Source organism: Microcystis sp. BLCC-F209 (assembly GCF_041928595.1).
Taxonomy (GTDB): domain Bacteria; phylum Cyanobacteriota; class Cyanobacteriia; order Cyanobacteriales; family Microcystaceae; genus Microcystis.
Window position 1 is genome coordinate 17,405 of record NZ_JBHFLL010000269.1, and the last position, 13,448, is coordinate 30,852.

The window sequence follows — 13,448 nt, forward strand, 5'->3', positions numbered from 1 at the left end:
TATTTGAGAGATAGAAAAAAAGATAATTAAAACAATGAACAAAGATTCAATTGATCAACAATCTTCTGAACCTCCTGTAACAGAGCATCAGCTTCAGGACAAATTTCAGCTTCTAGGCGGTTAATTGCTCCCCAATGTTTTCGGAGATTTCTTAAGCCAATAGCAGCAAATTCGGCGGCAAAAGCCGGACAAGCTTTCGACAAGCGTTGAAATTCTTTTCCTTTCCCTTCTCCATAGTTTTCCCAGTCTTGAGGAGGACAAGTAACCCCTTCCTTAAAGATTTCGATAAACCCTGATGAATTGGCTAAATACTGTTCAAATAACTGAGGTAACAATAGATGAGAATTTCGGGCATTATAGCTTGTTTGAAATAATCCCGCTTCCGCCGTTTCAGCAGTGGCATTGCTGGCTGAATGATCACGTCCTTCACAGTGTTTTCCAGAACTTTCTCGCATTCCTAAACCTATCAGCAAGACAAATAAATGTCTGAGGGTATCAACCCCTGCCACGCTATTATTCATCCCTAAATCACGGAATTTCTGAGCGTAGTGTGCTAAGGCATCTTTATCGGAGTTTCCTGTGTTAGCTTTCGCCATTTCTTTGGCAAAGGGATTAGCTGCTTTCAACTGGCAATAAACCTTAGCGTAGACAACTGCCATCCCTTTAATGTAACCTTTGGGTGCAACTCCTCGATCGAGCCAGTGATAACGGGCTATTTGGGAATTAGCGGCAACCTCAATAATTTTATCAAGTCCATCCGTGGCGTAAACAACATTAATATAGATACTGGTTTCTGCCTTTTTTTGATTTCCTTGCTCAAAACCGATGGCGGTAATTTTGCGCTCACCGATATTGGTAAATCCTGAATAAGTAATCGACCAAGAACCATCCGCTTTAACCTGACCACTGCCTAGGGAATATTGTTCGTCTGCTTTTAGTTCTACAGTGACTATTCCAGGATCGACTTTGCCTGTAAAAGTAACAGGTTTTAGACATTCAAATCGAGCATGATTGGTAGGATTGATAATTTGTAAGGTACTCATAGATTACTCCTGTCAAATTTATCTAAATTCTGTGTTATTGAACTTGAATACAAGGTAAGTTTTCCGTTAATTCTTGTAATCTTACCCAGAAAAATTGTGTGGGTTTACTTTCTATTCCTTCTTTTTCGAGAAGATTTTGTGATTCTTCGGCGGCCTGTTTTCCGGCTAAAGCGTGTCGGCGATCGCATTCACATTGAGATAAGTTAGCCGCCTGTTGATAATAATCAATAGCTTTTGTGAAATTTCCAGAAACTTCTTGAGTGAAAGCTAACCGAAAATATCGATCTAATACTGTTTCATTGGGTTGAGGTTCAGGGTCAGGATTAAGAGGTCTAGAAATTTCACAAGATGGGAAAAAAGTTGTTGTCTCTGGTTCAAGCGTTAAAGGTTGATCTAGAGAAGATAGCATACACCCCGCTAATAACCCAATAATCATGAGTAATATGAGGCTAAATTTCATCTAGCTATCCTCCCTTTTTAACTACTTTCAGGGAACAGTCAATCAACAGATATTACCAAAGGATAATTGCACCCTGACCACTGGCTTGAGCGGTATAAAGTCGTAATCGAAGATAATAGGTTCGTCCTTTAATTAAACGAGTGATAATTTGTGCATTGTTGTCCAAACCACTATTATCATCACCTGCCATATAGCGAGGTGTTCCATTGACATCTTCAAATAAGACAATTACCGTATCTAAATGACCGATGGTTTCAATAGTATATTTTCGGGGTTCCTCTGGTCGAATGATAAAATCGAGTTGCTCACTAGGATTGATGTTGATTAAAATTGACTGATACGGTTTGAGTTCAATATTGACTTCAGATGTCCGCGGATAAAAACGTTTAACAGTTTCAATGTCAATCGGAGATAAGCCTGGTTCAGGAATCAAAGGTAGAGTTTCATAACCCGATGGCGAGAGGATTAATCCCTCCTTAAAATGATAGTGCATGATGGAATTTTTATCCCAACCTGAACCTTTAACTAAATCGGGAGAAATTTTGCGAATGATATTATTATACGTCTTTTCCCGTGACCAATAATTAGGATCTCCCGCATAAGTTTGATAGACTTTTTCTTCATTCCAGACAATACCAGCTAAGGGATTTTGATGTTCATGGGGAAAACCAAGGGCATGACCAATTTCATGTAATGCCGTATCTCGTCCGTAGGGAGTGGTTAAATCCCAACCAAAATTCATCGTCCGTTCACGGGGATTGGTCACATAATCGATGGCATCGCGTCCGATATAAGACCAAGATCCCTCTTGTGGATCAAAACCAATCCGAATTTCTGCTTCACTGGGATCGGTAACTTCAACAAATGCTAAACCAATGCCTAAATTTTTCCATGTATTGAAGGCTTGGCGGACGGCTTCTTTTTGTCTTTCTTCTCCTCGCCAACGACTAGGTGTATCCAAAAAGCAATAATGGAGTATCGTTCGATTAACCCATTTTTTCTGACTGATCAGAATGAGAGAAGCCCGATTTGGGTCAATATCCTCTGATAGAAGACGCTCTGGGACAGCCGGTAAACTGCAAAAGGCAGGATGTTCTAACTGTTCAAGTTTGGGGATTTCTTCATCTAATTCTTGACCGTGACCCTCAAACAGACTCTCATCAGCAAATAATTCTGCGATCGCTTCAGGTTGGGGTTCAATACTATTGTAGATGTCTTTGACCTGTTGTTTAAAACGATCCCAATCATTTAGAAGTAATCGGGGACAGTTTTTTCCCGTCCAATGTTTATGGGTAACAACGTTACTGAGAGGAATATTGAGGTCATACATTAAGATCGCCGTTAAGGTAGCCGCACGATCATTAGCAGCTTCTTGATCAATCCCTTCATTCATGCAAATCTCAATACCCACACTTTTCTTATTACCTTCACCACTTCCGGCGTGCCATCCTTTTTCATTGACAGGTAAATGTTTAATAGAACGCTTGTCGTCAACAGTATAATGCCAAGAAACCTTCCGATTTTGAGCATCTTGACCTTTTACATATCGGGCATGGGCGCGAGCATCGGCCCCCCTTCCCGAGTTATCAGTGTTATGAATAGTGATGAAACTAGGCGTTATTTTTGTGTTGGGACGATTAGAATTTGACTCAGGAATTAAGTCGATTTCTAAATTTAAGCTTTCTCCAAGTTTTTTACGGCTAACCATCATTTTAATCCTCAATTTTCCCAAAAGGCAACAAGTATTAACTCCCCTCTCCCACACACAGAAGAGGGGAACTTGCTGATTTAACTACTCATGATTTGCTCAAACAGGAAAAGCTCATCTTCTGAGAGTTGCACATTTTCTTCGATAAACGCTGGCATTCCCGCTCCAAGATTGACAGCTTCAGGTAAGGCTTCAGGGACAGGGAAGTTATTCAGTTTGGTTAACCATTGTTGAGCTAAGTTAGCGATGTGATGCGCCCGATCCATATCATTAATGACTTTTCTCGCATTCACAAAGTCAGTACGGTTAACACTGACATATTGCCCTAAGCGTCGTCCCGTAAAGATGCCATTAGCCATCCCATGAACAAGGATATATAAAGAAATACTTGGCTCTAAGGCTCGATCGGGATTATTAACGAGATCAACTCCTAAAATATTGCTATATTTCTGATAGTTCGTTCTCCAAGTCAGTTGCACATAGCCTCGACCGTAGTAAGGATAATAACGAAGATTTTGTCGTCGCCATTCTTCGGTTTTCCAAAAGGCTTCTCGCACTGGTTTATAAGTATTGGCAGTTTCATGTTGTACGGTTGCCATAATATAGGCAATCTGAGTTCTTAAGGTTAAGCCGTGTTTTTGACCTTCTTGAATCACCGCACGAGCTAAACCATCAGGCAGAGGGGGTTGAGGGGGTGGGGGTAAAACGCCGTTTGTACTATATCGTAAGAGTGCCTTGGCGGTAGAAGGACCCAAGATGTCTCCCCCCGTCAGTCCTTTTTCTTCTTTAAAATCCCGTAAGGCTTGCCGAGTAATGCCCCCAAAATCACCGTCAATGGTGTAATTGTATAAATTTAATCCTTTAAGGATGGTTTGAATTTCTCGACAGAGTTCTTCATCCTCGTTTAACGGAGAAGAGGCAATTTCGCCGAAAGTAATGTATTTATTTTGGTCGATAACTTGCTGTAAGGTACTCATTCTGGATGCTCCTTGTCAAAAATTGACATAATTGACTTATTAAACGCCGACAAAGCGACGGACTAAAATGGCTACACGAATGAAGTAATCAATCACCTGTTGTGTCCGAACCGCACGGTCAATATCTTGGCGAATACTGCGGCATTGGGCAATAATTTGAGCGTGATCCGTTCCAATGACAACAAGACGAATTAATGCGCCTCTGACAGCATTTAACGCTTTTTGGCATTGTTCAATGGCATCATAAAGTAAATCAGCCAAAGCCCAATCATTGTTATCTTCTGCCCTCAGTAATTCAAACTGTAGGCGAAATTCGATGTTTTTAAGTCTGTTTTCCGCTTGGCGGAGAATTTGCAGATCAATAGGTGTTCCGACGGGAAGATTGGCGGTTAAGCTCACGGTATCGATCAGTTGTTTGATCTCAGCCATGATCTTATTAAGATTGGGAGATGCAGTTGTAACTGTTTCTAAGCTTTCTCTGTTCAAATCTACGTCTTTTGGTACTAAAGGGGTTAAGGATACATTTAACGCCGATAACACTCTCGGTAAATGACAAGCAATTGCGTGTTCTTGTCTGGGATCGGGATTTGATTCTCCCGCAAAGTGTAAACCAACCCCTTCATGGGTTTGAGGATCGTACCAAATTGCTCCCGAATCACCCCCTGCGCTAATTTCCTCATTATCGGGATTATTAGGGATAATTGCCACAATTTTGAACCCTTGAACCGTTTTGCTGCCCACTGGATAAGTCAGAGTGTATGATCCCACCCCATCAATTTTGCCTCGTGTTACTCCCGTAGTTCTGGCTGATTTTTCTAAAATTTGACCGACATCGCTTAAACTAGCCAAACGAGCCGATTTAACGACCACTCCCGTGTTAAACTGAGCCAATTCAAGGCTACGATCTGAGGGACTATCCCAAAAAGCGATCGCTGCGTCCCCTTCTTCATTCAGCAGAGAACGCCCTAACCATCCCACTCGATCAAGGGTTAATCGTCCGCCATCAGCCGCACCGGGTTGAATAACCTCATCCCCTGGAGAAGCTTCCTTACTTCCGACTAAAACGTGCCAATTACTCAAGATACAAGGTTTTCCTGTCATCTTATCATAGACGATCGCCCCTAAAGTCCCCGTCGCTGTCCGAAAATGACCCACACTAATTCCTGGTTGAATTGGATTAAGACGAGTTTGCCGTTTCAACGTTGTTTCTGCCACAACAGCTATATGAGGTCGATAAATCCCTTGAATCACGTCAAGAGGAATACCATCAATCTCTTTGGGGAAGATTTCCACTGCTTCTAAGCTAGATTCCGGCAGTTTTTCCTTAACATGAACTCGAACGACAATATTATCCGTGGGTTGACCTTCCGTGTATTGATAACCGACATCAACCCCTGTGACGTAATCCCTTCCCATGTAGGCTTTAAAGGCTTTTTGATAAGCTCCTTGCAGTTGAGCTTCGGAATAGTTAGTAGGCATAGTTGCAACCTCTCGTTAATTAAATGTTTACTGAGAACAATTTAGGGGGGCAGATGCAGAAGAACTGACTTGCCAACGCTGTTGAGGAAGTTCATTGAGAATTCGGTTTAAAGCGGCATCCTTTTGAATGCTTGTCTGAATCTCGGTGATTTTGCTATTAACGCTGGTTAAATCGCGACCACTTAAACTGGAAGCAATGCCTAAAGCGGTGGTAATCTTAGCCACAATTTCGTTAAGACTGAGGCGATCGTAGTCTTCAATTAAAGCCGAAAGTTGTGTGCCTGTTTGGGCAGTTAAGAGCAATTTAGCCGTTGCTTGACAGACGATTGTGGTTTCTTGGGCATTAATGGTAAAAAGTTGATCAAGCAATTGATTCGCTGTCTCGATAATTTGTCTTCGTTCAGCGTCTGTGGTTGCTGAAGCATAACGAGTGCGTAGTTGAGCAAATTGATAGAAAATCCAAACCCGATTAGCATTTTTAGGACTGGGGGGATTTTGACGGATCATTTCGGCTAAAAGAAGCATTTTCACGGTTAACCTTCGTGCAGGTTCGGCTGCACTTGCCACTGCTTTCGATTCTGTCCCTAATAAGCCTGCTTGCTCAAGATTGGTAAAGGTTTCCGCGGCGACGACATATTCTTGACGCAGATCATCGAGAGCTTCGTTGACGGGATTAGGAATGGCTGGACTAATACCCAGTATTTGGCCAATAATTTTATTAATTGCCTCTGGATTGCCAAAATCAAGGTTAGGATCAGTTAAAAGCCTTCTGACTAGGACTTCTCGGCGCTGATTTTCAGGTCTAGCATTCGCTGTAAGTTGATAAATGACTTTGGTGGCGGCGATCGCTTCCGTGGCTTGAGTCTGAAAATTGAGGGCTGTTAGTCGTAAAATTGCCCTTCTTTCGGGACTGCATCCATTCAACGTCAAACTTAAAGCCAGAATTCCTAAGGAACCGAGCACCCATCCTTGAATGGAAGATTCTTTAAGCATAGATTTTCCCTCACTATGAATGATGTTAAATATTGGCTAGGAAACCAAAAACAACAGAGAGTTAAGCCGTCCAATTTACATCTGTCCCTCTGGTGTCAACATGAACAAAGTTTCGACTTGGATAAGTGCCAATCCCCCCGTGAAAGACATAGTTACCAATACCCGGAATATTAAAGGTTCTACCGCGATAGGAGCTTAATTTAGCCGCCCATTGGGCAGGAGTACCCCCACGAGCCACAAAATCTAAGGCTAGGGCTTTAGTGTGTTCAGAACCAGGAACACCGCCGACACAAGCGTTATAATCAGGATCTCGATAAGAACTGGTAATAACGATGGGGACACCTAGATCACTGCGTAGTTTGTTTAAAACGGTTAAGGTTCGTGCTAAATTTGGCCAAAGATTCTGAGGAGGGACGGAATTACGGGTATTGCCACAAGTGCGATTCCAATAGGGCGTTAACTCACGGCCTTTGAAATATTGCAAGCCTAAACCATCAATATAGTTTTCTAACTGTGAGGTTAGGGATTGAAGAACCACCTCTTCTGTCTCAACCACTTCAAACGGTTCGTTCTCTAAATAGGCTGCATTACTATGTAGGGCAAAAAGAAGGGATTCAATGTTTTCTAATCGTTCTGCCAAAATTTCTAAATTTAATGAGGACTGTTCTTGAGTATCGTTCATGATTTTGACCTGCATTTGGGGTAATTAATAGTATTGAGAATGAGGGAAAGCGTACTACCAACGGTAAAGAAATTATAGCGTTTCTGATTCACACGAGGTACATTCCCGATTCTGAACAGCTTAATCAGCAAAGGTTTAAGTGTGCCGCACAGATGCGAGAACCGCTATATTGACTTTTCCTAATAAGTTAAGTACCTAAGCAAAATTAATTACACATATCTAACCACCTCTTGCCTCCTGCCTTTTGCCTTTTGCCTATTTTCACTAGGAAATTAATTTTGCACGACTACTTACTAATCTTTTCTAATTCCCTTAAGCCTTAGTAAGCGAATACTCTCCCCCCACTGTTATCCTTAATTGCTATGTAAGACATTTAAGCAATTACTGTTGTCCCAGTGATTAAATCTTTAAACTTTGCTGCAACCTGATTTTCCCAAGCTTGAAAAATCAGATCATCTTCAAATAATTTTTGAGGATTAATGGTAGAATTAGGATTGATCAGAACTCCGATATCTCGGTATTCAGGTTGCTCATCTAAAGCGTAAGCTGCTAACTCACTACAAATCCATTTATCAGGACAGTTGAGAGCTTCAGACAGTAACTTTTTGATTTTTTGCCGTGATAAAAGATTGAGTATTTGACCAGGTAAACTTCCAGAAAAGGCATGAGCTAGGATTAGTTTATAGTCATATTTTTTACCTACTTCTGGTTTGAGAATCTCAACAATACGCTCTGCAATCTCATCAGTTAAATCTTTGGGTTTGCGGAAGAAAATTTGGCAATTAGAAGGTTGAAAATAGGGTTCTAGAGGATTTTCTTCTACCATATTCGTGCCAGCATTCGCTTCAATACAGGTATTTTCACCCGTAACGATGAGAGCGTGAGTAGCATAAATATTGCTCATTTTATCCCACTTAGTAAAATAAGCAATTCCTCGACCAACTGGATTTGTTCCGTCATAGGTAAAACCGATGTAACCCTTGTTATAGTTAACTCCGTAAACAGGGTTCAAGGTGACGATTTCAAGTTCGGCTTTTTGTTGTAGTTGAGTAGTCATTTTTTTGCCTCTCAGAACGTAACAAAGGAAGTTCTAACTCTGTTCGGAAGTGAAATAGATGAGTTAGATAGCTGGCGTGACTAGGTAAAATTAGATGCGGTACTTATACTTAACACTCTAGATTATTTATCAGAACTTACTGCCCTTAAAGACTGCCAATTAATATATTTCTTTAGGTTTCTGTATATAAGTTTACAGAATATTGTTGAGCTATTTATTAACAAAAAAAGTTGAGTTTGATGGCAAAGTATCTTAACACCTAAGCTCGCCAACCTGAACTTTAGCCGATTCTCGATCGCAATTTTAGGCCACCCTAGCACTGCGCTCTTTTGCCACGAGGATTTTTACCGAGAAAAATGATCTGTCTGCCTGAGAACAGGCTATAGTGATCATCAAACCCTCAGTGAAAAACTTCCCGTGTCTTCAGTATTCCGCCTTCCTCGCTATTTTTCTCCCGCTCTGCAGCGTCGAGTCATCAAAACTCTCGCAGCAAAAAAAACCCGTCAATTCTTGACATGGGCGGCAGCTTGTGCTAGTTTTTTGATCCTCTGGGCGTGGAATTGGCAGTTAGTTTTGGCCACTTTAACCGGAGTGGGGGCGATGATTGGAGTTTACCATCTCCAGGGTCAAAACTGGCCATCGCTGTGGCTGTGGGGGCGTGCTTTTTTCACTGCCGATAGCGGTAAGTTAACTTTAGCGGTAGTCTGTGGCGGTTTGGGCAGTTTAGCCACCTATCTCGCTGTCGCCATTTGGACCTATGCCGAAAATCGCTGGTTAGCTCTAGCCTCAATTTTGCAAGGAATTGGCACGGTTTTGACTTTAATCCTGCTAGGATGGCATTTTCTCGACCATCGCGGTCAAAATGAGTCAAAAAACTTCGATCGCTGGTTAGAAAAATTAACAGTCAATGATCCCTTAATGCGCTTAATGGCAGTCCGACGTTTAAGTGAAATGGAACTTTCCCCCAGTCGTCGAGAACAATGCCAAGAATACTTCCGTTATCTTCTCTCGCGAGAAACCGACACGCAAGTGCGATCGGCTTTATTGGATAATTTTTCTGGCAAAGAAACAATCAAACCGCAACCTTTACAAATACCCCTACAGGTGAAAAAATCCCTCCTAAAATACGATTAATACTAAATCCTGTTTAAAAAGTATAGGGAAGTGGGGGAGTGGGGAAATTGAACTAAAACCCCAAAACCCCAAAACCTAAAACCTGTCTCCTAACGACCGGCTCCTGACTCGGAGAATACTGACGACCGACGACCTGCGCCTGAATCCTAGGCCACCATTTAAGATAACTGCTATAGTTAAAGCTAAAGGCTGACTGTAGAGGTTGAAGAGGATATTTTTTTACACCAAAGTTAACTCGCGCTCCTCGATATTTTGGAACATCAGGGTACTCAGATAACGTTCTCCAAAACTAGGCTGAATCACCACAATTAATTTACCCTCATTTTCCGGTCGTTGGGCCAGTTGAATCGCAGCGCAAAGATTGGCACCGGAAGAAATCCCCGAAAGTAAACCCTCTTCTTTTGCCAGACGACGACCAAATTGAAAAGCTTCCTCATCACTGACGGTAATTACCTCATCAATCAGATCTGTGCGTAAAACTTCCGGAATAAAACCCGCACCGATACCTTGAATTTTATGAGGACCGGGATTACCACCAGAAATCACCGGACTATTGAAAGGTTCCACCGCAACCACTTGAAAACTAGGTTTACGCGATTTAATCACTTCAGCGACTCCCGTAATCGTGCCTCCAGTACCCACACCTGCAACAATAAAATCTACCTGTCCGTCGGTATCTTGCCAAATTTCCTCAGCAGTGGTGAGACGGTGAATTTCTGGGTTAGAAGGGTTGCGAAATTGTTGCAACATATAAGCGCCGGGGATACTATCAACGATTTCCTGAGCGCGTAAAATTGCCCCTTTCATACCTTGGGAACCGGGGGTAAGTTCTAGGGTAGCACCGTAGGCTTTTAACATCGCCCGGCGCTCTAAACTCATCGTTTCCGGCATAGTTAAAATTAAGCGATAACCCTTAGCTGCCGCAGTCATCGCGAGGGCAATTCCCGTATTGCCGGAAGTGGGTTCCACTAAAACCGTGGTTTCTGGATTGATTAAACCCGCTTTTTCGGCGCTATTAATCATGTGGGTGCCAATACGGTCTTTGACGGAAGCAGCGGGATTCATCCCTTCTAATTTCATCACAATTCGGCCAAGACAGCCCTCCGCCTGGGGAATCCGATTCAATTGTACTAAAGGAGTGCGGCCAACCAATTCGGTGACATCGTGAGCGATACGCATGATATTTTCTCAGTCTGGGTGATTTGTGTGCTTAGTTATAGCGTTGACATACTCCCCCGCGTGAACGACGGGGGATTCTTATTCATAGTTCATAGAAATCCACTTGCTATCTCTGGTTTCCCTTCAATAGTAGAGGCGGTTTTCTCCCCATGCTTTCGGTCTTCCGACCCAGATTCCCAATGCCCTTGGGTACTGTTTTGCCATTCCATCCCGAGAACTTCCATTCCTCTTTTAAGAATATTTAAAGCCGCATTTGTATCACGACAGATTTTAATTCCACAGTGAGGACAAGAGTGAGTTCTAGTGCTTAGTGACTTTTTCACCCGATGACCACAATTAGAGCAATCTTGGGAAGTATAGTTGGGTGCAACCGCAACTATTGCTTTATCCCAAATTTTGCCATAGTAGTCTAGCCATTGAGTGAATTGATACCAACCTGCATCAGAAATAGACTTAGCCAAGTTATGATTCTTGACCAGATTCGACACTTTTAAAGCCTCATACACCACAACATCGTTAGATGCCACTACGTTTCGGGCTAACTTAATCGCCCAATCTTTCCGCTGGCGTTGAACTTTCAGGTGGAGTTTACCCAGTCTTTTTCTGGTTCGATGGTAGCTCTTGGATTGAGGTTTTGCCCCTTTCCTATGCTTTTTACTTAATCGTTTTTGTTGACGTTTTAGCCTTTTTTCTGCTTTTCGCAAATACTTAGGATAAACTACAGCATTGTCGTTTTGGTCTTTGTAAAAATATTGCAATCCCAGGTCAAGACCGATAACATTGCCTGTATAGTTTCCCTGCTCTTTGCGGTCAGCATCAAAGCAAAATTGGGCATAATACCCGTCGGCTCGGCGTACAACACGAACACGATTAATCTTTAGTCGAAAGAGGTCTTCTCTTGTTTCCTTGTCGCAATAAAGAGAAAAAGCACCGGCATTAAAACCGTCAGTGAAAGTAATATACATACAATCCTCTGAGAGTTTCCATCCCGAAACCTTATACTCAACAGAGCGACAATGCTTTTTGAATTTTGGATAGCCTTTTTTCTTTTCTCCTTTTCGACAACGAGTATAGAAGTTAGAAATAGAAGCCCAAGCTCTTTCTGCACTGGCTTGACGAGCGGCAGAGTTTAACTTTTTGGCAAAAGAGAACTCTTGAGCAAGGACTTTGCACAGTGCATATAAATCATTTCTTCCTACCCCCGAATTATCCATCCAGTATCTAACCGCTTTGTTACGAATAAATTGGGCGGTACGGATGGCTTCATCCAGAGCTTGGTATTGCTCTTTAGTGGCGTTTAGTAGCTTGGCTTCTCTAACTATCATGTCTTGATTTTATCACAAGAGGTGGTTGATAAGCAACTATTGAGAAGAAAAAGCCGCCCGGTCGGGCGGGGAACCTTAAACCCAATTTTTCGGTAAGTTCTCAGCTTTAGCGTTTGAGAATTTCCTCACTAGCCAAGGATGCGCTATATAGCTCACTTATAGCAAAGGCCAGCCCTAGATCAGCAAAATTTCCGTTTTCTTTTGTTTCTTCAATCAGTCCGCCTAGCTTGAGAGGATGTACTCTAGAATCTAGATTTGATAGGAATGGGATTTTTCTGACCAACTGAAGGTTTTCCCACTGGTGAAAGAGGCTAATCCGTCTTATCCCCCGAAGAACAAGCTTTATCCCTAGAGCAAGGTCTGGCTTTTCTCAAGTTACCATTGATTGGGCGCAGGCGTATCCTTGAAAGGCAGACTGAGTCTATGCTTGACCACTATCAGCCTGGTTCTGAATGGCAGGAGTTGATGTCAGATGATATGATCAGCTACTAATCGGTCGGGAGAGATTATCAAAGAGCAAGGATTAACTAAATAATATTGGTCTTCGGCATGGGTAGAGTCTTGGCAAATGTTTGCTATTGAAACTCAGGAATTAATGAATTTAATCCCCCCTAAGTGTGCTAATTATCCTAAATCCTGTTTAAAAAGTTGATAACAATCGGTCATAAGTTAGCCAATGATAGTTAGTCAAGCTTTTAATTTCATTAGTCATGGTTTCGAGATACTGACAACGAGTTATCAGAATTTCTGACCTTTCTTCAATCGTTTTAAAATGCTCATTAACCAGAGGTGCATCTACTAGAGACCACAATCTCTCGGCTGGCTGTAGTTCTGGTGAATAAGCAAAGTAGAAAATCGAGCAGGATTCCATGGGGAACTTCAAGTTTTTGACTTCTATGCCACCCAGCATTATCTTGTACTAATAGGACAATTTTTTCTGCCGATAACCCGACATCTTCTGCAAAAGATTGAGAGACTAAGTAGGTGGGTGGAATTAAATATAAGATGAACGTAGGTTGGGTTGAACGATAGTGAAACCCAACGCCCGATTATGTTACGCTACCTCAGCAAGCCCTAAATAGTCCCCTGTCTCCTCTGAGGTTAGGAGCGTCTGGCTAGTGGAAAAGAACGCTCGGCTTCTCTTATCTGATAACTTTCCTTTCTGATTATCTGGTGAGGATTTAATATATGGCTGGCTTCAACGACATCTACTTCTCTTATACCTACTACTACGGTAACGGCGACCATTACACTGGCTACGGTTTCGGTGATATACTTTAGACGTTCATAATCTGAGATTTATTAAACTTCTGAAATCGTAGAGTCAGCAAGGAATCCAGTTCTTTTTTATGTTTCAGATGGGCATCATTCAGACATTCATAAATAGCTGAAGAAAAGTCAGAAAAGTTCT

Annotated in this window: 12 protein-coding genes and 1 pseudogene; 1 reads left to right on the plus strand and 12 read right to left on the minus strand. The window is 42.1% G+C overall.

Annotated features, from left to right (window positions below):
* Window positions 1-26: 26 nt before the first annotated feature.
* The 8 genes from ACE1AQ_RS17085 to ACE1AQ_RS17120 form a co-directional block, all read right to left on the minus strand.
* On the minus strand, window positions 27-1,043 hold the full coding sequence (locus ACE1AQ_RS17085; protein ID WP_110543157.1) for a hypothetical protein: 1,017 nt from the start codon (window positions 1,041-1,043) through the stop codon (window positions 27-29).
* A 34-nt stretch (window positions 1,044-1,077) separates the two neighbouring features.
* Window positions 1,078-1,503 (minus strand): tetratricopeptide repeat protein, encoded by a 426-nt coding sequence (locus tag ACE1AQ_RS17090; RefSeq protein WP_149037191.1) that lies wholly within the window; start codon window positions 1,501-1,503, stop codon window positions 1,078-1,080.
* Between the two features lie 52 nt (window positions 1,504-1,555).
* Window positions 1,556-3,211, minus strand: coding sequence for an N-acetylmuramoyl-L-alanine amidase (locus tag ACE1AQ_RS17095; protein WP_008202890.1), 1,656 nt, complete (start codon window positions 3,209-3,211; stop codon window positions 1,556-1,558).
* 80 nt (window positions 3,212-3,291) lie between these two features.
* Window positions 3,292-4,188 (minus strand): peptidoglycan-binding domain-containing protein, encoded by an 897-nt coding sequence (locus ACE1AQ_RS17100; protein ID WP_008202893.1) that lies wholly within the window; start codon window positions 4,186-4,188, stop codon window positions 3,292-3,294.
* Between the two features lie 39 nt (window positions 4,189-4,227).
* Window positions 4,228-5,667: a hypothetical protein gene (locus ACE1AQ_RS17105; protein ID WP_008202896.1), complete on the minus strand. Its 1,440-nt coding sequence runs from the start codon at window positions 5,665-5,667 to the stop codon at window positions 4,228-4,230.
* 27 nt (window positions 5,668-5,694) lie between these two features.
* Window positions 5,695-6,660 (minus strand): hypothetical protein, encoded by a 966-nt coding sequence (locus tag ACE1AQ_RS17110; protein ID WP_008202898.1) that lies wholly within the window; start codon window positions 6,658-6,660, stop codon window positions 5,695-5,697.
* Between the two features lie 61 nt (window positions 6,661-6,721).
* Window positions 6,722-7,342, minus strand: coding sequence for a D-Ala-D-Ala carboxypeptidase family metallohydrolase (locus ACE1AQ_RS17115; RefSeq protein WP_008202900.1), 621 nt, complete (start codon window positions 7,340-7,342; stop codon window positions 6,722-6,724).
* A gap of 373 nt (window positions 7,343-7,715) precedes the next feature.
* Complete coding sequence (locus ACE1AQ_RS17120) at window positions 7,716-8,399, minus strand: hypothetical protein (protein ID WP_008202902.1); 684 nt, start codon at window positions 8,397-8,399, stop codon at window positions 7,716-7,718.
* 417 nt (window positions 8,400-8,816) lie between these two features.
* Here ACE1AQ_RS17120 and ACE1AQ_RS17125 point away from each other — a divergent pair, with 417 nt between their 5' ends.
* A complete protein-coding gene (locus ACE1AQ_RS17125; RefSeq protein ID WP_008202903.1) occupies window positions 8,817-9,533 on the plus strand; it encodes a hypothetical protein in 717 nt (238 codons plus the stop codon).
* Between the two features lie 219 nt (window positions 9,534-9,752).
* Here the strand turns inward: ACE1AQ_RS17125 and cysK are convergent, their stop codons facing one another.
* The 4 genes and pseudogenes from cysK to ACE1AQ_RS17145 form a co-directional block, all read right to left on the minus strand.
* Window positions 9,753-10,712 (minus strand): cysteine synthase A, encoded by a 960-nt coding sequence (gene cysK, locus ACE1AQ_RS17130; RefSeq protein WP_008202905.1) that lies wholly within the window; start codon window positions 10,710-10,712, stop codon window positions 9,753-9,755.
* A gap of 89 nt (window positions 10,713-10,801) precedes the next feature.
* Window positions 10,802-12,037, minus strand: a complete 1,236-nt coding sequence (locus ACE1AQ_RS17135; protein WP_008202906.1) for an RNA-guided endonuclease TnpB family protein — start codon at window positions 12,035-12,037, stop codon at window positions 10,802-10,804.
* A 640-nt stretch (window positions 12,038-12,677) separates the two neighbouring features.
* Entirely contained in the window at window positions 12,678-12,908 is a 231-nt protein-coding gene (locus ACE1AQ_RS17140) for a hypothetical protein (protein ID WP_110543162.1), read from the minus strand.
* 406 nt (window positions 12,909-13,314) lie between these two features.
* Window positions 13,315-13,448, minus strand: a pseudogene (locus ACE1AQ_RS17145) (IS630 family transposase); the annotation flags it as partial.

Bases quoted from the DNA above. Each gene is read 5' to 3' on its own strand.
- ACE1AQ_RS17135 (WP_008202906.1), bottom strand. From the start codon at position 12,037: ATGATAGTTAGAGAAGCCAAGCTACTAAACGCCACTAAAGAGCAATAC.
- ACE1AQ_RS17100 (WP_008202893.1), bottom strand. From the start codon at position 4,188: ATGAGTACCTTACAGCAAGTTATCGACCAAAATAAATACATTACTTTC.
- ACE1AQ_RS17090 (WP_149037191.1), bottom strand. From the start codon at position 1,503: ATGAAATTTAGCCTCATATTACTCATGATTATTGGGTTATTAGCGGGG.
- ACE1AQ_RS17120 (WP_008202902.1), bottom strand. From the start codon at position 8,399: ATGACTACTCAACTACAACAAAAAGCCGAACTTGAAATCGTCACCTTG.
- ACE1AQ_RS17095 (WP_008202890.1), bottom strand. From the start codon at position 3,211: ATGGTTAGCCGTAAAAAACTTGGAGAAAGCTTAAATTTAGAAATCGAC.
- ACE1AQ_RS17085 (WP_110543157.1), bottom strand. From the start codon at position 1,043: ATGAGTACCTTACAAATTATCAATCCTACCAATCATGCTCGATTTGAA.
- cysK (WP_008202905.1), bottom strand. From the start codon at position 10,712: ATGCGTATCGCTCACGATGTCACCGAATTGGTTGGCCGCACTCCTTTA.
- ACE1AQ_RS17105 (WP_008202896.1), bottom strand. From the start codon at position 5,667: ATGCCTACTAACTATTCCGAAGCTCAACTGCAAGGAGCTTATCAAAAA.
- ACE1AQ_RS17115 (WP_008202900.1), bottom strand. From the start codon at position 7,342: ATGAACGATACTCAAGAACAGTCCTCATTAAATTTAGAAATTTTGGCA.
- ACE1AQ_RS17110 (WP_008202898.1), bottom strand. From the start codon at position 6,660: ATGCTTAAAGAATCTTCCATTCAAGGATGGGTGCTCGGTTCCTTAGGA.
- ACE1AQ_RS17140 (WP_110543162.1), bottom strand. From the start codon at position 12,908: ATGGAATCCTGCTCGATTTTCTACTTTGCTTATTCACCAGAACTACAG.